Annotated in this window: 20 protein-coding genes and 1 tRNA gene; 7 read left to right on the top strand and 14 right to left on the bottom strand. The window is 60.2% G+C overall.

Features of this window, described 5'->3' with window-relative positions; translation table 11 throughout:
* Positions 1 to 292 precede the first annotated feature (292 nt).
* Positions 293 to 1,009, bottom strand: coding sequence for an oxidoreductase (locus ACLI1T_RS01015; RefSeq protein ID WP_298693602.1), 717 nt, complete (start codon positions 1,007 to 1,009; stop codon positions 293 to 295).
* A 126-nt stretch (positions 1,010 to 1,135) separates the two neighbouring features.
* Here ACLI1T_RS01015 and ACLI1T_RS01010 point away from each other — a divergent pair, with 126 nt between their 5' ends.
* Entirely contained in the window at positions 1,136 to 1,639 is a 504-nt protein-coding gene (locus ACLI1T_RS01010; protein ID WP_023025036.1) for a phage holin family protein, read from the top strand.
* Positions 1,640 to 1,717: 78 nt separating this feature from the next.
* The gene (locus tag ACLI1T_RS01005) at positions 1,718 to 2,635 is read left to right on the top strand and encodes an alpha/beta fold hydrolase (RefSeq protein ID WP_411702809.1); all 918 of its coding nucleotides are present in this window, start codon (positions 1,718 to 1,720) and stop codon (positions 2,633 to 2,635) included.
* Positions 2,636 to 2,697: 62 nt separating this feature from the next.
* On the opposite strand, the gene ACLI1T_RS01000 is transcribed toward ACLI1T_RS01005, so the two are convergent.
* The 4 genes from ACLI1T_RS01000 to nth form a co-directional block, all read right to left on the bottom strand.
* Positions 2,698 to 3,894, bottom strand: a complete 1,197-nt coding sequence (locus ACLI1T_RS01000; protein ID WP_411702808.1) for a MarP family serine protease — start codon at positions 3,892 to 3,894, stop codon at positions 2,698 to 2,700.
* A 62-nt stretch (positions 3,895 to 3,956) separates the two neighbouring features.
* Positions 3,957 to 4,658 (bottom strand): NUDIX hydrolase, encoded by a 702-nt coding sequence (locus ACLI1T_RS00995; protein WP_411702807.1) that lies wholly within the window; start codon positions 4,656 to 4,658, stop codon positions 3,957 to 3,959.
* On the bottom strand, positions 4,655 to 5,251 hold the full coding sequence (locus tag ACLI1T_RS00990; protein WP_411702806.1) for a TlpA family protein disulfide reductase: 597 nt from the start codon (positions 5,249 to 5,251) through the stop codon (positions 4,655 to 4,657). Before ACLI1T_RS00990 ends, ACLI1T_RS00995 begins: the two co-directional genes overlap by 4 nt.
* A gap of 4 nt (positions 5,252 to 5,255) precedes the next feature.
* A complete protein-coding gene (gene nth / locus ACLI1T_RS00985) occupies positions 5,256 to 5,909 on the bottom strand; it encodes an endonuclease III (RefSeq protein WP_411702805.1) in 654 nt (217 codons plus the stop codon).
* 341 nt (positions 5,910 to 6,250) lie between these two features.
* On the opposite strand from nth, the gene glxR reads away from it, so the two are divergent.
* Entirely contained in the window at positions 6,251 to 6,934 is a 684-nt protein-coding gene (gene glxR / locus ACLI1T_RS00980; protein ID WP_005276495.1) for a CRP-like cAMP-activated global transcriptional regulator GlxR, read from the top strand.
* Positions 6,935 to 7,022: 88 nt separating this feature from the next.
* On the opposite strand, the gene ACLI1T_RS00975 is transcribed toward glxR, so the two are convergent.
* The 4 genes from ACLI1T_RS00975 to ACLI1T_RS00960 form a co-directional block, all read right to left on the bottom strand.
* Positions 7,023 to 7,844 carry an MBL fold metallo-hydrolase gene (locus tag ACLI1T_RS00975; protein ID WP_411702804.1) on the bottom strand — a complete coding sequence of 274 codons (822 nt, stop codon included), beginning with the start codon at positions 7,842 to 7,844 and terminating at the stop codon, positions 7,023 to 7,025.
* 18 nt (positions 7,845 to 7,862) lie between these two features.
* Positions 7,863 to 8,321: a RidA family protein gene (locus ACLI1T_RS00970; RefSeq protein ID WP_349862119.1), complete on the bottom strand. Its 459-nt coding sequence runs from the start codon at positions 8,319 to 8,321 to the stop codon at positions 7,863 to 7,865.
* Complete coding sequence (locus ACLI1T_RS00965; RefSeq protein WP_126318073.1) at positions 8,322 to 8,480, bottom strand: DUF4177 domain-containing protein; 159 nt, start codon at positions 8,478 to 8,480, stop codon at positions 8,322 to 8,324.
* Positions 8,481 to 8,570: 90 nt separating this feature from the next.
* Positions 8,571 to 8,894, bottom strand: a complete 324-nt coding sequence (locus tag ACLI1T_RS00960; RefSeq protein ID WP_005276491.1) for a WhiB family transcriptional regulator — start codon at positions 8,892 to 8,894, stop codon at positions 8,571 to 8,573.
* Positions 8,895 to 9,039: 145 nt separating this feature from the next.
* On the opposite strand from ACLI1T_RS00960, the gene ACLI1T_RS00955 reads away from it, so the two are divergent.
* A complete protein-coding gene (locus ACLI1T_RS00955) occupies positions 9,040 to 11,511 on the top strand; it encodes a transglycosylase domain-containing protein (protein ID WP_411702803.1) in 2,472 nt (823 codons plus the stop codon).
* 3 nt (positions 11,512 to 11,514) lie between these two features.
* Here ACLI1T_RS00955 and ACLI1T_RS00950 read toward each other — a convergent pair whose 3' ends face one another.
* A complete protein-coding gene (locus tag ACLI1T_RS00950) occupies positions 11,515 to 11,979 on the bottom strand; it encodes a GatB/YqeY domain-containing protein (RefSeq protein ID WP_023025025.1) in 465 nt (154 codons plus the stop codon).
* 43 nt (positions 11,980 to 12,022) lie between these two features.
* On the opposite strand from ACLI1T_RS00950, the gene ACLI1T_RS00945 reads away from it, so the two are divergent.
* Together ACLI1T_RS00945 and ACLI1T_RS00940 are read left to right on the top strand one after the other, a co-directional pair.
* The gene (locus tag ACLI1T_RS00945; RefSeq protein WP_284771983.1) at positions 12,023 to 12,910 is read left to right on the top strand and encodes a metallophosphoesterase; all 888 of its coding nucleotides are present in this window, start codon (positions 12,023 to 12,025) and stop codon (positions 12,908 to 12,910) included.
* A 67-nt stretch (positions 12,911 to 12,977) separates the two neighbouring features.
* A tRNA-Pro gene (locus ACLI1T_RS00940) sits at positions 12,978 to 13,051 on the top strand.
* A 64-nt stretch (positions 13,052 to 13,115) separates the two neighbouring features.
* On the opposite strand, the gene ACLI1T_RS00935 is transcribed toward ACLI1T_RS00940, so the two are convergent.
* The 4 genes from ACLI1T_RS00935 to ACLI1T_RS00920 all read right to left on the bottom strand — a co-directional run bounded on the left by ACLI1T_RS00935 (position 13,116) and on the right by ACLI1T_RS00920 (position 18,634).
* A complete protein-coding gene (locus ACLI1T_RS00935) occupies positions 13,116 to 14,480 on the bottom strand; it encodes a CitMHS family transporter (RefSeq protein WP_411702802.1) in 1,365 nt (454 codons plus the stop codon).
* 350 nt (positions 14,481 to 14,830) lie between these two features.
* The gene (locus ACLI1T_RS00930; protein ID WP_411702801.1) at positions 14,831 to 16,294 is read right to left on the bottom strand and encodes a hypothetical protein; all 1,464 of its coding nucleotides are present in this window, start codon (positions 16,292 to 16,294) and stop codon (positions 14,831 to 14,833) included.
* A 107-nt stretch (positions 16,295 to 16,401) separates the two neighbouring features.
* On the bottom strand, positions 16,402 to 16,656 hold the full coding sequence (locus tag ACLI1T_RS00925) for a hypothetical protein (protein WP_411702800.1): 255 nt from the start codon (positions 16,654 to 16,656) through the stop codon (positions 16,402 to 16,404).
* A 427-nt stretch (positions 16,657 to 17,083) separates the two neighbouring features.
* Positions 17,084 to 18,634: a catalase gene (locus ACLI1T_RS00920; protein ID WP_411702799.1), complete on the bottom strand. Its 1,551-nt coding sequence runs from the start codon at positions 18,632 to 18,634 to the stop codon at positions 17,084 to 17,086.
* A 183-nt stretch (positions 18,635 to 18,817) separates the two neighbouring features.
* Here ACLI1T_RS00920 and ACLI1T_RS00915 point away from each other — a divergent pair, with 183 nt between their 5' ends.
* Entirely contained in the window at positions 18,818 to 19,360 is a 543-nt protein-coding gene (locus ACLI1T_RS00915; protein WP_023025019.1) for an RNA polymerase sigma factor, read from the top strand.
* Positions 19,361 to 19,373 lie beyond the last annotated feature (13 nt).

Raw genomic sequence — 19,373 nt, 5'->3', positions numbered from 1 at the left:
GATAAATTCGCGAAGGTTACCACTTAGCGCTCAGTTAGTTGAATTTCCAACAAAACCTTGTGGATAACCGTAGATATAGGTGACGGCCCGCGCATCGGGGGGTGCGCGCGGGCCGTCAGTAACCCGGCCTCGGGGGGCGAGCCGGGGCAGGCCACACAGTATATCGGGGCCTTGCACCGATTATTATGACACGTTCATTACCCGATCACAACAGCTAAGAAAAATAATCTACCTGCACGGCGCTGACCTGCGCCGAATGGATGTTCACCGCCTACCGAATACGAGGATACGGCTAGGCCGCGCGGGCGATGGCATCGGCTTCTTTACCGCCTGCCGCCCAGGCTGAGAGGTGAAAAAGCACCACCTCACCGGGCCTGTCGCGGTAGTTCGCGCGGCACTCGCGGTAGTCCTTGGAATGGCGGTGGAAATACACCTCTGGAACGGCGAACCCGCGGGGATCAAAGCCGGTATGAATAGCGGCAAGGCGGGCCGCAACGCGCGCTACGACACCGCTGCGCGGGCCAAAGAATTCACCGGCCGCGATTTCGGCATGCACGACGCTTGGCAAGAGATCGCGGAATGCGGGGCCGCTGCCCTGCGCAATCAGGCGCGCCAAGCCCTGCAAGCGCGTACTATCGCCGCTGGGAATCCCGTTTCCTCCGGCGGCGACGTCGATGCGCGCGAGCACCTGCAGCGGCGCGCGGGCAAAAGAGCGGACGGTGGAATCCACCACCTCAGGCGCCGCCACGGAATACGCGCTGACCGCGCCGGCGAGCGGCCCGCTTTCCACATCGCCTGGGCCGGGGTGCGGGGGGATGGCGTGCCCATCCAAGGCCACGCTAGCGCGCGCCCCGCGCATCAAGGACTCCGCGGAGATGACCTCATACCTGCGCAGCCCGGCCGGCCTGCGGTGGGCGCGCGCGATGGCTGCTGCGGCTTTTTCCGCACCTTCTTTCACCCCCGGGAGGCGAAATAGAGGGGATAACGCGTCATTTTCTGGCATATACATTAGGATAGCCCTAGACGCCCCGAGCCCCGAACGCCCCCTGTGACTGGCGCGGCACCATAAAACCGCGCTGTATCTATTATCATTGGGGCCGTTACAAGGTTTAGATGAAGACGAGGAGAATTAATCGTGAGCAACGATGGATTATTTACTGACGGCACCGATCAATTCGCACCAAAGGTTAATTCGATTCCTTTGAGCGATGTTGATGCATCGTCCTCCGAAACCTCCATCGGCAAGTTGGTCTCCAATGCCACCGAGCAGATGTCCCAGCTCGTGCGCTCTGAGGTAGAGCTCGCCAAGACGGAGCTGGCGGAGTCCGCCAAGAAGGGCGGCATTGGCGCCGGCTTCTTCGGCGCAGCGGGCACCATCGCGCTGTACAGCTCCTTCTTCTTTTTCTTCTTTCTCGCTGAGCTCCTCGCCCTCTGGCTGGACCGCTGGGCTGCCTTCTTGATCGTCTTCCTCGTGATGATCGTGGCGGCCGGCGCCCTCGCCCTACTCGGCGTCAAGAATGTCAAGAAGGTTAAGGCACCGCAGAAGACCATAGATTCCACCAAGGAACTCAAGAACCTCATTCCGGGCAAGGCGCAGAAGTCGCTGGACCGGAAGGACACTCACGGCCTGTATACCTAAACCGCACGCACTATTAGATCCGCCTCAGCCTTTCCTGGGGCGGATTTTCTGTACACATAGAAAGGCGCCTTGTCCTCCATGGCCTTAGCACCACTGCCCCCCTCCACGGTTGAGCTGGAAGGACCCTTTGCGCACGAGTTTGTCCACACCCGGGGCATCCGCCTGCACGTGGCCATAGCGGGCGATAGTGCCGACCCCCTCGTTGTTTTTATTCACGGCGCTTTTGGCGGCTGGTTCGATTTTCAGGAGGTCATCGGGCCCCTCGCCCAGTGCGGGTACCACGTTGCCGCGGTGGATATGCGCGGCTTTGGCATGTCCGATAAGCCGCCCATCGATCCCGGCCAGGATATCCGCACCTTGGTCGGGGATCTGGATGGCCTCATCCAAGCATTGGGCCACGATGATGCCTATATCGTCGGCGCCGATACCGGTGGCGCGGTGGCGTGGTGCCTGGCCGCCGAGCGCCCCAACCGCGTCCGCGGCCTAGTCTCCGTCTCGGCCGCGCACCCCGTCGATATCCGCCGCGCCATCGCCGCACGCCCTTGGGATTTTGGGTGGATGATTCTGCGTTCCCTCCTCTGCCACCTGCCAAAGGTCACCCGCGCGAATACCCTGCTGCTCAGCCCCCGGGCCTACCGCAAGGAGCTCAGCCTGGATACGGGGCCCGCGCTTGCCGATGCCCCCTTAGAGTCCATCCTTGCCCTGCGCCTGCGCGCCTCCCAGATTGGTAAGGTGCGCCGCGGGATCCTGTGGAACCACCGGATGCGCACCGCCGTGGTGCCGTTGAACTGGTCCGAATTAAGCGTAAAACGCCCCGTCCTTTTCATCCACGCCCAGCAGCGCTTGTGGAACCCCGTCATCCAGCGAGCCGCCCTCCGCGCTCGCGCCGGATTTAGTGCCACTTCGATTCCTGGCGCCAAGAACCTGCCTTTCCTCGAGGCCCCTGAACAGTTCGTCGACGAGCTGCGCCGCTGGCTCAATGCGTACGGGGCGTAGGGCGCGTGGGCGCGTAGGGCGGCGCGTGGGGACACATACCCCACGCGGATCTAGTACGAAAGCTAGTGCGCCACGCACTCGCCCGTTTCTACCGGGCGCTGCAATTGGGTGACATCCCCAATGTGGCCGATGACCTCATCTGCGGTCAGCGCATATCCGGTCTCAGAATCATCCACTGAGGCGCCGAAGATAACGCCCAAGACCTCGCCCGCGGTATTGATTAGGGGGCCGCCAGAATTGCCCTGTTGGATATTGCCGCGCACCGTATAGGAATCGCGCTCTACCCGGCCTTGAGAGTAGATATCTGGCCCGGCGATGGTGATGCGATCGCGCACGCGGGCCATTTCCGCATTAAAGGGGCCGGAGTGTGGGAAACCCATGACCGTGGCATCGTCGCCAGTCTGGGCCGGCTGCTGCGCCCACGGCAGAGGCTGGATACCCAAATCCGGCGCGTGCAAGACGGCGATATCGACCTCTGGGTTGTAGTAGACCACCGTGGCGTCTTTCAACCCCAGCTTCGTATCCAACCTCACTGTTTGGGTGCCGGCCACCACGTGGGCATTGGTGACCACATAGTCATTGTCCACCACGAAACCGGAACCCATGAGGCGGCGGGAGCACTCTTCGGCATCGCCAAGCACATGAATGATAGACGGGCGGATGCTGCGCACCAGCTCCGGATCCTGCACGTCTGGGGCGGGGTCCTCGACGTCCTTGCCGCTGATGGACTTTTCCCACGGCGAAACCAGCGGCGGAAGGCCCGATTCATTGAGCAACGCCGCCACGCCATTGGGAAGGGAAGCCAGGCGCGTCGGTGCGGCCGCGTTGAGGTTGCTCAGGATGCGGGAATCGCGCAGCCCCTGCCCCGCGGATCCGCCCAAATTGGTGGCCACGGGAATGGAAATCATCCAGATGACGATGAGCGCGATGAAGGACTGAAAAACCGCGCCGAATAACGAATCTATCCGCTGGGTGCTGCGCGCCTTCATGCGATCGCGCACGCTGGTGCCCAGGGAGGAACCGATGATTTGCCCAATGCCCACCAGCAAAACCAGGATGCCAACGAGCAGGAGCAGGCGCAGCGAAGGCTCGTCTACCTTGCGCAATACGCTAGGCGCTACGGCGATGCCCACCACAAGGCCCGCGCCCACGCCGATGGCAGAGAGCACCGCGGCGAGCGCGCCATTGCGCCAACCACTGAGCAGTGCTGCTAATACGGCAAGCACGATCAAGCCGTCAACAATGAGCGCAGCAGTCATGGATTTGGTTCTTTCTTCATCGAAATCTCGTGCGTCCCCCGACGCCTTAAGCGCGCGGGCAATTAGGACATCTTCTCATTATTGCGGGACTTTTTGAGGGTGTCACGCAGGTCTATGACCGAATTGTTATCCCACGGTACGCTCCACCCAGAATGATCCAATAACGCTGCCAGCACCCCGGCAGTAAACCCCCAAATCACGTAGTCATTGGCATAAAACGCCGGCCCTTGCCACTGCTTGAAGCCCACCAGCAGGCGGTTGCGGGGATCAATGAGCTCCTTAATCGGAACGAAAAACACATCGTCGGTCTCCGCCGGGCTTGCGGGATAGACCTCGCCCGGCTGCTTCCAGTGGGCCAAAATCGGGCTTACCGGATTGCCGGTGGCGCGAATGTGCAGCTGTTCCCACTGTTCTAAGGGCGTGACCGTGTGGCGCTGCAGGTCGGTTTCCTCCCACGCCTCCCGCAGCGCGGTATCAACCAGCGACATATCGCCCGGATCCCGCCGGCCGCCGGGAAAGGCAATCTGGCCGGAATGCGAGCGCATGGACGGCGAGCGGTGCGTCAGCAAAATTTCGCCATTCTCCACGCTGTTCCCGCTCAGCAGCATCAGCACAGCGGCTTCTCGCTTGATCGGCACTTCTTCCTCCGAGCCATTGAGCTGCGATGCTTGCCGCTGCCCAATAAGTTCCTGCACCTGACTCGGATCGACGCCCAGCGCGGGTTTTATCCACTCGGGTGCGTACTCGGGCCATAATTTACTCATCCGGCGAGCGCCTCCTCAACCGTTTTTTCGATTTCGGCCGCCGAGGTAAACGGCTGGGCCACCTGCTTAACCACTTCCCCATCGCGGAGAATCACGGTCATGGGAACCACGCCTGGCAGGCCCAACGTGCCCGCGAAGCTATTATCTGGGTCTTGAAAGCTCGGCAGGTCTACTCCCATATCGTTCAGGAATGCGGCCCCGTTGCCGGCGTTTTTATCCGCGTGCACCCCAATGACCTTCCAGTCCGGGTGGGATTCTGCCACCTCGTCCAAGTGGGGCAATTCCGCGCGGCACGGCTCGCACCACCACGCCCACACGTTGGCGATGGTAATGCCTTCATCCGCCTTGTCCCCTTCGCCTGCATCATCGCCGCCCAGGCACTCCAGATCCACCCCGGCAATGGGCCCCGCGGGACAATCTGGGCGCTCTGCTACGCCCTGGCCGCCCGCCGAGCCCGACTCCGATCCCCCGCCAGGGGCCTGCGCCGATTCGCCTGCGCCGGTGTCATCCCCACGCAGCTGCATGACCCCCACCACCACGAGGGCTGCGATGACAATGGCCGCAATGACGGTGCCGAAGACGTATTTTTTCATACCGCTAGCTTAATGCAGCTGGGCACAGATCCCGCACCACGCAATTCCCACACTCCGGGTTCCGGGCATGGCAGACGCGCCGGCCGTGAAAAATGATGCGGTGGGAAAACATCGTCCACTCGGCCTCTGCAATGAGCTTGGCGATGTCCCTTTCTATCTTCACCGGCGTCTTCTCCCCCGTCAGCTCCAGGCGCTGCATCAGGCGGCTAAAGTGCGTATCCACGGTAAGGCCCGGTACCCCGAAGGCATCGCCCAGCACCACCAGCGCCGTCTTGCGGCCCACCCCAGGCAGGGAGGTCAGTTCCTTTACGGTCTGTGGCACCTCGCCATCGAATTCAGAAACTAGGCGCTCGCCGATGCCCATAAGATGCCCCGCCTTCGCCCGCTGAAACCCCAGCGGCCGCAGGATCGCCTCCAGATCCTCCCGGCTGGCTGCCGCATAATCGGCCGCGGTGGGATAGGCGCGAAACAGCTCAGGGGTTACCGAGTTCACGCGCGCATCCGTGCACTGCGCGGAAAGCACCGTGGCCACCAAGAGTTGGAGGGGAGAGTCGAAATCGAGCTCGCACCGCGCATCGGGGTGTTCGCTTGCCAATCGCTCGTTAATGATGGGCGCTCTCTTACTCGGGGCCGCGGTGGCCGGCAGTGATGAACTCATGCCGCCAAGCTTAGTAGGATAGGAATACATGATTTCACTTGTTATTTTTGTACCGCTTGGTATCGCCCTTTTCGCCCTCCTCATGGAAAAATTGGAAGCAGTTGTCTTCGCCGATTAGCCGGAAATCCGCTGGCTGTAACGCTAGGGGCGTAAGTGAACCCATTTCTGTCGTGTGACCATTATGGGGGCAGTGTCCAAAAGTGACTAACTGCACTGTAAAATGGGGTACGCTAAAAATTGACCCCGCTTGTTCCGCATTAGCGTGCCTCCCTGGAGCCCGCAAAAGGATGTGGCCCAAGCACTTTAGTGACTTTTCGCAGTCGACATCCAAGGAGTAAAACGTGGAAGGCGTACAGGACACCCTCTCCCGCGCCGGAATCTTCCAAGGCGTTGATCCCGTAGCAGTGCAGAATCTTCTCGAGCAGATGGAGACAGTGCGCTTCCCGCGCGGTACCACCATCTTCGATGAAGGCGAGCCCGGTGACCGTTTGTATATCATCACCTCCGGCAAGATTAAGCTCGCCCGCCACGCCCCGGATGGACGCGAAAACCTCCTGACTGTGATGGGTCCCTCCGATATGTTCGGTGAGCTCTCCATCTTCGATCCGGGCCCACGCACCTCGTCCGCCGTCTGCGTGACCGAGGTCCAGGCCGCCACCATGAACTCCGAGCTGCTGGATAAGTGGGTCAGCGATCACCCCGCCATCGCCCAGCAGCTGCTGCGCGTGCTGGCCCGCCGCCTGCGCCGCACCAACGCCAACTTGGCGGACCTCATCTTCACCGATGTGCCCGGCCGCGTTGCCAAGACCCTGCTGCAGCTGGCTAACCGCTTCGGTGTCCAGGAAGGCAGCGCGCTGCGCGTCAACCACGATCTCACCCAGGAAGAGATTGCCCAGTTGGTGGGCGCTTCCCGCGAGACCGTCAACAAGGCCCTAGCCACCTTCGCCCACCGCGGCTGGATTCGCCTCGAGGGCAAGTCCGTGCTCATCGTCGATACCGAGCACCTCGCCCGCCGAGCGCGCTAAAACCAAACAATTCCCTCCGTCCCCCGTGCATAAGCACTAGGGGTGGAGGGAATAAACGTTTTAAGCCGGCTGCCTGCCGCGCAGCGCGTTAGTTATCGGTACCAGTACCGTCGAGGTACTTCAACGCGGTGCGCGTGGACTGCTCTGCGGCATGGCGCAGCACCGGATCCACATCGTCATACATTTCATTGACCAAGGTGGTCAGATCCACGTCATCGCCCAGCCGGGAGCGAATTTCCCGGATCTGGTCTAGGCGGTAGTGGCGGCGGTCAATGTACTTGCGCGCCACCTGCGAGGTATCTTCCAAATCCGGCCCGTGGCCTGGGAAGAGCGGAACATCCTTGCCGCGAGATTCCAGCACGTCCAGGGTATGCAGGTAATCGGCCAAATCACCGTCCGTTTCTGAAAGCAAAACGGTGTGGCGCCCCGCGATGGTATCGCCGGTGATAATGCCTTCTAGCCGGGAATGTTCTACCTCACCGCTCCACACGAAAAAGGACGTGGAATCCGCGGTGTGGCCCGGCGTGTGCAGGACCTCCAGTTGCGGGGTGATGCCTTCCAAAGTCAGAATTTCACCATTCTGCAACGCCTCCGCGCCATTGCAATAGCTGGGATCGAAGGCGCGGATGGGCGCGCCGGTCATCTGCCGAAGCCGTTGCGCGCCCGAAGCGTGGTCATCGTGGCGGTGGGTAAGCAGAATTAAAGCCACCTCACCGGCATGGCGATGCACAACGTTGAGGTGGCCTTCATCTTCCGGCCCCGGGTCTACGACGATCGACCGAGAGTCTTCAGCGGCACTGATAATCCAGGTATTCGTGCCCTCGAGGGCGGTATAGCTGGGATTATCACAAAGAACTACGCCAACGGATTGGCTTACGGGACGCAATTGACTGTATGCGGGGTGCTCCATGACTACCAGCCTAACCGATCACTCAGCGATCTCTACGATCAATTCGATCTCCACCGGGGCATTCTTTGGCAAGGCAGCTACGCCGACTGCAGAACGCGCGTGCGTGCCAGCCTCGCCGAATACCTCCCCGATGAAATCCGATGCCCCGTTGACCACCGCGGGCTGTTCTTCGTAGCTGGGATCCGAAGCCACGAAGCCAACGATCTTGATCACGCGGGAAATATTGTCCAGCCCGATCTCCGCATCGACAGCCGCCAACGCGTTGAGCACGGCGGTGCGAGCCTGTTCCTGGGCCTGCTCCGTGGTGACATCAGCGCCGACCTTGCCGGTCACCGGCAGGGAGCCATCTACCAAGGGAAGCTGGCCAGAGGTCCATACCTGGTTGCCCACGCGCAGCGCCGGCACATAGGAAGCCAGCGGCTTTGCGACACCCGGCAGCTCCACCCCTAATTCTTTCAAGCGAGCGGAAAAACTCATTTACTCTGCCACCTCGCGCTTGAAGTAGGCCACCACGTTCTCTGGGTTCGGGCCAGGGGTGATGGAGACCAATTCCCATCCGTCTTCGCCCCAAGAATCAAGGATCTGCTTGGTGGCGTGGGTCAGTACTGGTGCGGTTGCGTATTCCCATTTAGTCATGGGGTTTATTCTAGCGATTTAATACGACTTATGCCGCCTCTATTCCGCAGCGCTGCCGCCGCCGCGCGGGCAGTCACGCCTCTGACTGCCTTAAATGCCGACGAGTTCACCACCCTTAGCCAGGTAATTGGCCCAGTCTGTGATGTGGGGATTCTTGCGCAGGAGGGCGCGACGCTGGCGCTCGGTCAACCCACCCCACACGCCAAATTCCACGCGGTTATCAAGGGCGTCTGCGCGGCATTCCGTTAATACGGGGCAGTGGCGGCAAATGACGGCGGCTTTGCGCTGTTCCGCGCCGCGCACGAATAATGCGTCCGGGTCCTCATTGCGGCACTTTGCTTGAGTGACCCACTCACCACGCTCGGGATTTCGGGCTGTATTGGACATTCCCGCAGTCTTCACTCGAACGGTCATGGGTGAGTGTGCTCCTTCCCAGACGGAATACTATGTACCGAGGCCTGAGTCTATTCACTAGAACGCAAGATTGTCTACGAGGTCACACTTTAGGGGGTGCAGGTCACCTTCCCCATTGCTAGGCATACCACGTAGGGTATTGGGCGTGACTGTCTTCAAATCTTTGTCCAAGATAGCCCTGTCCACGGTCTTGGTAGCCGCGCTCATCGCGCTCGCGCTTGCCCCCTTCGCGGGCATTTCCGGCGTAGCGATCGCCCGCACCAACCAGACCATGCAATCGGACCTGCAAGACCTAACAGCGGGCAATATCCCTGGTGTTACCACGGTGCAGGATGCCTCGGGCAAAGATATGGCCTATGTCTATAGCCAACGCCGCCACCCCGTAGACGGTGACGAGATTTCGGACGCGATGAAAAACGCCATCGTCTCCATTGAAGACGAGCGCTTTTACGAGCACGGCGGCGTTGATCTCCAAGGCAATTTCCGCGCCTTGTGGACCAACCTGACCTCCGGCGGGGTATCTCAGGGCGCATCCACCATTGACCAGCAATACGTCAAGAACTACCTCCTGCTCGTCTCCGCGCAAAACGATGAAGAACGGGCCGCGGCGACCGAGCAATCCGCCACCCGCAAGCTGCGCGAAATGCGCATGGCAACGCAGATGAATGAGGAACTAGACAAGTCGGAAATTCTCACAAATTACCTCAACCTAGTCTCCTTTGGTAACCATGCCTACGGCGTAGAGGCCGCCGCGCGAACCTACTTTGATAGCCACGCCGCGGACCTCACGGTGCCGCAGGCGGCGATGCTGGCCGGCATGGTGCAGTCCTCGGAGCGCCTCAACCCCTATACCAATGAGGAAGAGGTGCTTGACCGCCGCAACGTCGTGCTGCAATCCATGGTGGATAATGGCTATCTCGAGCAGGCGGATGCGGATGAGTATAAGGGGGAAGAATTGGGCGTCGGCAAGCGGCCCAATACCCTGGACAATGGCTGTATCGGCGCAGATGATCGCGGCTTTTTCTGTGACTTTGTGCTGCAGTACCTTGAGCAAAAGGGTCTAGACCAAGACCAGCTCGCCCACGGTGGATATACCGTAAAGACCACGCTGGACCCGCAGGTGCAGGATACGGCGCTATCTGCGGTGCAGTCGCGTACCAACCCGGATGCCCAGGGCGTCGCTGAGGTGATGGACGTTATCGAACCGGGCACGTCAGACCGCAAGGTCTTGGCCATGGTCTCGTCCCGTGCGTACGGGCTGGACCAGGACAATAATGAAACCCTGCTGCCGCAGACCAACTCCTTGGTGGGCAATGGCGCCGGCTCGGTTTTTAAGGCCTTTACCGCCGCGGCCGCCCTCGAGGCTGGCTACGGCATTAAGAATACGGTGGACGTGCCCACCCGCTATGAAGCCGAAGGCCTTGGCCATGGCGGCGCTGATAACTGCCCCGCCAACCGCTACTGCGTGGAAAACACGGGCAATTATAAGGCCACGATGACGCTGCAAGAGGCCTTGGCCCACTCACCCAATACGCCATTTATCAAGCTCACCGAGCAAGTTGGCGTGGCACCCATCGTGGATATGGCGGTGCGCCTCGGCCTGCGCTCCTACGACGAAAAGGGCACCTTTGATAAGGACACCTCCATCGCGCAGCGCACGAAGGACGCCAATTCCGGTTCCTTTACCCTGGGCCCCAATCCGGTAAATCCGCTGGAACTATCCAATGTCGGCGCAACGATTGCCTCCAATGGCCGGTGGTGCGAGCCCAATCCCATTGACAAGGTCCTAGATAAGAACGGCAACGAGGTCTACCTCAAAGAGACCCCGTGCGAGCAGGCGGTAGACCAGGATGTGGCCCACGCCCTGGCCAATGCGCTATCTGAAGATGCCAAGCAGGGCACCGCTAAGGATGCCGCCCAGGCCGCTGGCTTTAGCTCCCCCATCGCCGCCAAGACCGGTACCACCGAGTCCAACCAGTCCTCGGCATTTTTGGGATTCAACGACGGGCTCGCCGCCGCTCCTTATATTTATAACGACGGCACCGATACCCAGCCTCTGTGTACCTCCCCCGTGCGCCAGTGCACCGGTGCTGGCAACCTCTTTGGTGGCTTAGAGCCCGCGCAGACATTTTTCACCATGGCATCGCAGCTACCGCAGGCTACTCAGAGCGGTCTGCCCAATTACAATAAGAAATACGATGACGGCACCACCGGGGATAAGTTGCTCGATAGCTTGCGCGGCAAAAACGAGTCACAGGCCCGCAGCACCCTTGAAGCCAAGGGCTATGTGGTAAAAACCTCCCGCGTCGTCGGCGGGGATGTCCCCTACGGCCGAGTGGTGCGCGCGATTACCGGGAAGGATGGCAAGAAGGACGGCGCCGAGATTACCCTGCAGCTTTCCGATGGCACCTCTGCCACCCAATCCCCCTCCAGCGGCGTGGGCAGTGCGAATACGACCGGCGCACAAAATAACACCGGCAGCGCGAACACTACCGGTGTGAGCAACTGGGGAGGAAATAACGGCGGCGGATTGAACCTCAGCCCAGAGGACTTTGGAATCCGCCAAGAAGATATCGATAACTTCCGCAACGATATCCGCAATCTCCTCGGCCGCTAAAGATTAGTTAAGCTGGCCCTTTACCTCTGCGGAAAGGCGCTTGCCGTCGGCCTGGCCGGCGGCTTTTGCATTGGCCACCTTCATGACCGCACCCATCTGCTTCATGGTGGGTGCTTCGCCGTTTTCCTTTTCTACCTCAGCAATTGCTTCTTCTACCAAGGCCTTAAGCTCCGCATCATCGAGCTGGCGCGGCTGGTAGGCCTCGAAGAAGGGGACATCGGCAAGCTCAGCCTCTGCCAATTCCGGGCGGCCATTTTCTTCATAGACCTCTGCGGACTCGCGACGCTTTTTAATCTCGCGCGCGATGACCTTGAGGATGTCTTCATCCTCTAGCTCGTGGCGGGACCCAGTGGTTTCCTCGGCCTGGATTGCCGCCAGCAACGCGCGAATGGCGCTGGTGCGCTGCTTTTCCTTGGCCTTCATCGACGTTTTCAGATCTGCTCGAATAGTATCTTTTAGCTCGCTCATGCCTTTCAATATACGTCCATTTAAGGCAGGTAGTGTAGAAGCTGTGAAACTTCAACGGATTCTTGGCGGCGTCGCCGCCGGCCTAGGTGTTGCTGCTTGGGGCTTTAGCGAGCTCACGAAATTCGAACTCAAGGAATTTACCCTTCCGCTCCTGCCCAAAGGCACCCTGCGCGGCGAAGAAGAGTTCCGCCTGCTGCACATTTCTGACCTGCACATGATCCCGGGCCAGCAGACGAAGATCGATTGGGTCTCCGCCCTCGATGCGCTGGAGCCAGACCTCGTGGTCAATACCGGCGACAACCTCTCCGATAAGCAGGCCGTGCCCGATACCCTGCGCGCGCTCGGCCCGCTGCTCGTCCGGCCCGGCGTCTTCGTGTTCGGCACCAATGATTATTGGGCGCCGCGCCCGGTCAACCCCTTCAAATACCTGCTGGGCAAAAAGCGCGAGCCCTCCTACGTGGATCTTCCTTGGCGCGGCATGCGTGCGGCCTTTGTGGAGCACGGCTGGTACGACGGCAACCAGGCCCGTCACGAGTTCAAGGTGGGCAATGTTCGCCTCGCCGTGGCCGGTGTGGACGATCCGCACCACGACTTGGATGATTACTCCGAAATCGCCGGCCCGCCCCACGAGGACGCCGATCTCTCGCTCGCCCTACTCCACGCCCCCGAGCCGCGCGTGCTCGAAAAGTTCGCCGCCGATGGTTACCAGCTCTCCCTTTCCGGCCATACCCACGGTGGGCAAATTTGCCTTCCTGGTTCGCGCGCCATCGTGACCAATTGCGGCATCGACCGCCCGCGCGCACAGGGCCTGCACGATTTCGGCCCGATGAAGATGCACGTCTCCAATGGCTTGGGCACGTCCAAATTCGCCCCGGTGCGTTTATTCTGCCGCCCCTCAGCCACCCTGTTGAGGATCACTGAGGTGGACTAGACCTGCCGTTTTGTCGATCTCATTCACCATGCGTTAAAGTATCTCAGTACTGCTTTTAAGCAGTGACCGGGATATGGCGCAGGTTGGTAGCGCGCTTCGTTCGGGACGAAGAGGTCGCAGGTTCAAATCCTGTTATCCCGACAATAGCCCGCAGGAAACTGCGGGCTATTTCTATCCCTATAGGGCCCTTGGATTCCAGGCCCGCTTAGGCCAGCATCCCGGTAAAGAATGCGATGGCGACGAGGATAATGGAAAATATCCATGCGATGGGGAAGGCTATCTTGAGGTACTTGCCCATCTGACCATCCGCCAGTCCCAGCGCCAGCCACAGCGCTGGCGAAAATGGGGAGACGAAGGTTCCCACCACGTTGCCGATAATGAGGGCGCTCGCAGCGCCCATTCCGCTGACGCCGAAGGACTCCACCGTGCCTTGGACAATGGGCAGTACCGAGAAGTAATACGCATCCGTGGAGGTCAACAGGTCTAGCGGAACCCCAAAGAATCCCACGATGACGTGCAGATACGGTGCCACTCCTTCCGGCAGAATATTCACCAGGCTCAGCGCGATTTCTTCTAGCATCTTGGTCTCATTGAGCACGCCCAAAAACATCGCGGCCGCAATGATCACTCCGGCCATGGACAAAGCGTTGGGGGCGTGGCGCCGCAAGGCATCGCCCTGCTCCATCGCGCCGTCGAAGTTGACCACCAAGGCAATGGTGGTAGCAATAAGGAACGCGGGCGCCGGTGGCAGCAAGCCCGAAAGCAGGGCAGCAAGCACGGCCAAAGCAACGACGATATTCGCGATGGTCACCCACCGGGATTTCCTGTACCTGAACCCGAGTTTCTGCTGTTCCTCGGCCTGCTTGGCGGAAAAATCATCCGCCAAGGAATTCACGTCCACAGAGATAGAGCCCTTGATTTCGCCGCTTTCCTGCAGCTTGACCAAACGGCGCTTTTCGCGCCATCCCAACAGGGCGGCAGTAGCGAAGATGAGGACCACTGCCACACCCTGGATGGGCAATAAGTGCAGCCAGATATCGTTCGGGTCTTGCTCAACCACCGCACCGGCACGCCCCAATGGCCCGCCCCACGGGACCATATTCATCACCGAAGCGGCTAGGGCCACGATGGTAATCAGCACATAGCGCGACATGTGCAGCGCCCGGTACAGCGGCAACAATGCGGGAATCGTAATAAGGAAGGTCGTGGAACCCGATCCATCGAGGTGCGCCACGATGCCGATGGCGGCCGTGCCTATAGTCACGGCCATGACATTGCCGCGGGTCGCCTTGATGAGGCTGCGGATCACCGAGGTAAAAAGCCCCACATCCTGCAAAATGCCAAAGAAAATGATGGCGAAGATGAACATCACCACGACGTTGATGACAGAACTTAAGCCTTCGCCAAAGAAATCCGCGATATCTTCTACGCCGAAACCGGTTATCACAGCGCCGATGACGGGCACCAAGGTCATGGGAATAATGGGATTAACGCGTCCACGGATGAGGATGCCCACCGTCACAAAGATGATGGCCAGTCCCATCAGGGTCAGCCCGAGGGAGGTCTGCATTGCGCTCCTTCAAAAGTCACTGGCGCCCGCCTGGCGCACGCCATTAGCCAATAGACGTATAGCTAATGTTAAACATTGCTGTGTGGTAGCGCACATTCCTGCCGTGGGCCGCACATATCCCCCTGGGCCGACCTGGATAAATAGCTTTGGGCAAAACGGGAAACGACGCGGCGCCCCTACAGCACCGCGTCGTCCCTATTCCCTATCACTCACAACGGCGCAAGCCGTTCGCCTACCCCCTAAGTAGGCGGTGTGAGCACTAGCAAGAATAACACTCTTCGCATTCCAACCATAGCGATGGCAAATATTGCCAGCTTTATACAAGCTTTTACCTATTTAAGTACACAATTTCATACTTTAGCGCCTGTTTTTGGGTTCTTCCTGGCAGGCACGAGCCATTTCACTGCACTCAGACCTACGAGAGTGATAGCGCCCAAGACAGCCAGGCCGGTCCACAGCACCACTGCCTCACCATCGTTGCCCGCCACGGTGACTGCGGCCGTTGTCCAGTTGAGCGGCAAAAGGTTAGCTACTACCTGCCACACCTTGTCCACCCCGGCGATGGCCGCGGATTTCCACAGCCACCCCACCAATGCGGTCTGCCCAGTGCCAAAGATCGCGGCGAGGATGGATCCCACAGTCATGCCACACAGTTCGAGCAAGCCCCGCACGATAAGCGCAGAGGACAGGGCGCCCAAGAACAGCGCCCCTCCGGCGGCTACCGCAGCGATGGGGGTCAGGCCGATGGACAAGACGAAGAGCAGGATCTCCCCGATGGCCACCGCGGCCAGCGATCCGCCTAGAACCATCAGCCACGGGTGGAAGCCCAGTTTCCATGCCACCCCAGCGGCGGAACCAGCCAGCAGGACGAGCGCGGAAATGAGCATGGCGATGACCGGGCTTAGCTGGCGTGCGTCCTCTTCTGCGGCTACGTGCGCAGGAGGCAGGGCGCGCTGCACCGCGCCCAGGTTCGATTGGTTTTGTTCCGCCATGCCGGTGAGCTTGCCGGCGCCATCGTCAAGCTGGCCCACCCCATCGAGAGCCTCATCCACACGGCTATTGAGCTCCGCTATGGACTGGTTGAGCTGTTGCGCGCCTGCCACGGCCTGGTTGATGCCATCGTGGTAGGCATAACCGCTTACCGCCAGCTGATTGGAGAGATCGCGCGAGCCGTCCTTCAGCTTCTTCAGCTCCCCGGTCAGGGATTCATCGAGGCGGAAGTTTTCCACCTGCTTGCGCAAATCCCCCAGCTGAGAACGAACTTGTTTCGCTTCCTTGGAATTATTTCCCTCCAGGTCGCGCACCGTACCGTCGATGGCTTCCAGGATTTGGCCTTGGACGGCTCCCAGTCCCACGACCTGGTCGACGGCCCCGCCGACGGTATTGGCCAGTTCCGTCGCCCCTCCGCCGAGGGTATTGGTCCCTGACTGCAACTGGTTAAGCCCCGACACCAGCTCTTGCGAACCACCGGCGAGCTTTTCGACGCCCTCGCCTAATTCCCCAGCACCCTTATCCAGCTCACTGGTGCCCTTGTTTAACCGATCCGCGCCAGATTTCAGGATGCTAGCCTGCGCTTGGGCGTGGCTGGCGGCCTCGGCGGCTTCCTTAAGCTCTGGCGAGGTCGAATTCGCCTGCGGCGCGCCATAAGGCTGCGCGGCGCTCGACCACGCATGCGCCGGTTCCCACTGCGACCAGGCCGCCACTGCGGTACCAACGATAAGCGGTACGGCGAGCAATACGAGCAGTAAGAGTGTGCGCCACCGCGAGGAACTCGCGGACGCGGTGGGCGCGGTCGAGGCAAGGCGTTTGGTCATGCTAGTAACCTATCGCTGCAGGTCATTCCCTTTCTGCAGGCGCGCCGATCCCCACGCATTACAAAGAGAATCTACTATTAAGACATGTCTAATCCTCTAAAACTCTCTCACTCCCGCGCCTTGGCGTGCGTAGCCGCGTTTCCGCTGTGCATGGCATTGGTCTCCTGCACCGATGATGCCGATAACTCTGGCGATTCCAGTGAGCCCCAGTTTTCTGATGCCGTGGCGCAATCCAGCTCCAGCTCCAGCACTACAAGTTCCACGGAGCGAACGGCGACTGCGACGGACTCGCCCACAACCTCCCCGGTAGAAGCGGTAGAAACTACTGCACAGCCACCTGCACCACAGGAGACAACAGTCACTACCACTACCACGCAGGCCAAAGGTGATTGTTCCCCAAGTACCTTCTCGTCTCTAGAGCCCGATATGGGCAAAATTGTGGTGTCGGATTGCGACGGGGAATGGGCTCATTTTGGCAAAGACAGTACAGATTGGACCGCTTGGGCACGTTTTAGCGATGGCGCATGGACAACTATTGAACCCATCGGTGAAACAAATAGTGGTTTGACCGCACCGTGCTATGACGTAGACAAATGGATCAATCAGGGCGCGCCGAGCTTTGTTGCAGACAATATGCGCCGCTGCGATTAATCCCGCCTAACGCACAAGCCGCCTTCGACCAATTACTCCACCCAACTCACAGCAGCTCGCTGTGGGGTGAGGACGCAGGGATGGTCGAAGGCGGCTTTGCTTTATGCCTCTAAAAAGCAGTACAACCGCAGTGGCGTGCTACTTCTTTTCAGCGAAGACCTCGCGCACGCGCTGGCCCAGGTCCGGGTGGACGTTGGTCCAGTACTGGTACACGCGCTCTTCGGTTTCTTCGGACACGCCGGCCATCGCGTTGGTGATATTGGTGACCAAGCGCTCCTTGGCGGCGTCGTCGTAGACGTTTTCGTACAGGTCGCGAGCTTGGACGAAGTCATCGTCTTCCGCGTGGCGCACGTACGGCGCGCGGACCAAGTCCTGGCCGTGGGGGTCCGGATTCACGTAGAGGTCAGTCGCGGTGGTGGTCTCTAGGTCCTCGCGGTTGTTTACGGAGGCATCGTCAAGCACGCCCGTACCCTTCGCATGGCGGTTGGGCGAGTACACCGGATCCTCTGGAGCATTGTAGAAATACTGCATTGGACCCTCGTGCTCGTAGGTATTGACCTTCTCCGCATTGCGCGGCTGGTTGACCGGCAACTGCTTGTAATTCGGCCCTATGCGGTAGCGCTGCTGATCCGCATAGGCAAAGACGCGGGCCTGCAGCATCTTATCCGGGGACAGGCCAACACCCGGCACAATATTGGAGGGATCCAGCGCAACCTGCTCAATTTGAGCAAAGAAGTTGCGCGGGTTGCGGTTGAGCTCGAAGTAGCCCACATCGTGCAGCGGGTAGTCCTTCTTGGACCAGACCTTGGTCAGATCGAAGGGGTTGAAGCGGTAGTCCTCTGCCTCCGCAAGCGGCATGATCTGCACCTTGACATCCCAGATGGGGTAGTTGCCCTCTTCGATGGCGTTGTAGAGATCCGCGCGGTGGCTATCCGGGTTCTTACCGGCTTCCACGGTGGCCTCTTCATCGGTGAAGTTCTCTACACCCTGGCGGGAGATGAAGTGGTATTTCACCCAGAATGCCTCGCCGTCTTCGTTGACCCACTGGAAGGTGTGGGAACCGTAGCCATTTTGGTGGCGGGTGGTCTTCGGGGTGCCGCGGTCACCCATCAGGTAGGTCACCTGGTGGGCGGATTCCGGGTTGCGGGTCCAGAAATCCCACTGCATATCGGCATCGCGCAGGCCATTGGAACCCAGGCGCTTTTGGGAGTGGATGAAGTCCGGGAACTTCATGCCATCGCGCAGGAAGAATACCGGGGTGTTATTGCCCACGATGTCGAAGTTTCCGTCTTCGGTGTAGAAGCGGAGGGCAAAGCCGTGCACGTCGCGCCAGGTATCCGGGGAGCCTTGCTCGCCAGCGACGGTGGAAAAGCGGCCCATCATCGGGGTGACGGTGCCCTTCTGGAAGACCTTGGCCTTGGTGTAGGCGGACACATCTTCGGTGATGTGCAGCTCGCCGTAGGCGCCATGACCCTTGGCGTGCGGGGTACGCTCGGGTACGCGCTCGCGGTTGAAGTGGGCGAGCTTTTCAATGAGGTGAATATCGTTGAGCGCGAGCGGACCCTGGGGTCCGGCGGTCACGGACGTGTTCTCGGAAGGCACGGGCTGGCCGGACGGGCGAGTAGTATTGCCCTTACCTGCGGGACGCTGTCCCTTGTTCAGGATGTCATCAGCGGTGGAATCAGTCATGGTATGTCTTTGCCTCCTGGCAATCAGTCGATAATTTGGGGTCAATTATCAATCACGGACAACCCATAGCTTACTACGTATAACGGTGCTGCGCTACCTTATGCGCGCATGTGCTGCTTGCCGATGCCCCAGCCACCGCAACCTTGGCTAAGAAATACAACAGCTACTGGTAAATTCATTCAGGTGACACACCACTCCGCAGCAGACGACGCCCGCGTCACCGAGCTCGCCCTCCGGGCTGGGCGCGGCGACCGAGCAGCGCTTACGGAGTTCATCAAGGCCACCCAGGATGATGTCTGGCGCCTCCTCGCCCACCTGGGCGGCCCCGAAATCGCCGACGATCTCACCCAGGAGACCTACCTGCGCGTCATCGGCGCCTTGCCGCGCTTTGCCGCCCGCTCTTCTGCACGCACGTGGTTGCTCTCGCTGGCCCGGCGCGTCTGGGTGGATAATATCCGCCACGACATGGCCCGACCCCGCAAATCCGCCACGCAATACGAGGACGCCATGGGCTCCGCCGCGGAAAACTCCGGTTCCTGGAGCGATTGGATCGATGCCCGGGCGCTTATCGATGCCCTGCCCGCCGACCGCCGCGAAGCCCTTATCCTCACCCAGGTACTGGGCTATACCTATGAGGAAGCGGCCAAGATCGCCGGTGTGCGCGTTGGCACCATCCGCTCCCGCGTGGCGCGCGCCCGCAAGGACCTCATCGAGGGCGCAAATTAATACCCCCGAATGT

Origin of the sequence: Corynebacterium tuingiense (assembly GCF_046718165.1) — a bacterium.
Taxonomy (GTDB): Bacteria; Actinomycetota; Actinomycetes; order Mycobacteriales; family Mycobacteriaceae; genus Corynebacterium.
Note: the sequence above shows the minus strand (reverse complement) of the source record. Positions and strands in the feature narration are given on the sequence as shown.

Excerpts from the sequence above, each read along its gene's own strand:
- ACLI1T_RS01015 (WP_298693602.1), bottom strand. The coding sequence starts at position 1,009 with ATGTATATGCCAGAAAATGACGCGTTATCCCCTCTATTTCGCCTCCCG.
- ACLI1T_RS01005 (WP_411702809.1), top strand. The coding sequence starts at position 1,718 with ATGGCCTTAGCACCACTGCCCCCCTCCACGGTTGAGCTGGAAGGACCC.
- ACLI1T_RS01000 (WP_411702808.1), bottom strand. The coding sequence starts at position 3,894 with ATGACTGCTGCGCTCATTGTTGACGGCTTGATCGTGCTTGCCGTATTA.
- ACLI1T_RS00995 (WP_411702807.1), bottom strand. The coding sequence starts at position 4,658 with ATGAGTAAATTATGGCCCGAGTACGCACCCGAGTGGATAAAACCCGCG.
- ACLI1T_RS00990 (WP_411702806.1), bottom strand. The coding sequence starts at position 5,251 with ATGAAAAAATACGTCTTCGGCACCGTCATTGCGGCCATTGTCATCGCA.
- nth (WP_411702805.1), bottom strand. The coding sequence starts at position 5,909 with ATGAGTTCATCACTGCCGGCCACCGCGGCCCCGAGTAAGAGAGCGCCC.
- ACLI1T_RS00975 (WP_411702804.1), bottom strand. The coding sequence starts at position 7,844 with ATGGAGCACCCCGCATACAGTCAATTGCGTCCCGTAAGCCAATCCGTT.
- ACLI1T_RS00970 (WP_349862119.1), bottom strand. The coding sequence starts at position 8,321 with ATGAGTTTTTCCGCTCGCTTGAAAGAATTAGGGGTGGAGCTGCCGGGT.
- ACLI1T_RS00965 (WP_126318073.1), bottom strand. The coding sequence starts at position 8,480 with ATGACTAAATGGGAATACGCAACCGCACCAGTACTGACCCACGCCACC.
- ACLI1T_RS00960 (WP_005276491.1), bottom strand. The coding sequence starts at position 8,894 with ATGACCGTTCGAGTGAAGACTGCGGGAATGTCCAATACAGCCCGAAAT.
- ACLI1T_RS00950 (WP_023025025.1), bottom strand. The coding sequence starts at position 11,979 with ATGAGCGAGCTAAAAGATACTATTCGAGCAGATCTGAAAACGTCGATG.
- ACLI1T_RS00935 (WP_411702802.1), bottom strand. The coding sequence starts at position 14,480 with ATGCAGACCTCCCTCGGGCTGACCCTGATGGGACTGGCCATCATCTTT.
- ACLI1T_RS00930 (WP_411702801.1), bottom strand. The coding sequence starts at position 16,294 with ATGACCAAACGCCTTGCCTCGACCGCGCCCACCGCGTCCGCGAGTTCC.
- ACLI1T_RS00920 (WP_411702799.1), bottom strand. The coding sequence starts at position 18,634 with ATGACTGATTCCACCGCTGATGACATCCTGAACAAGGGACAGCGTCCC.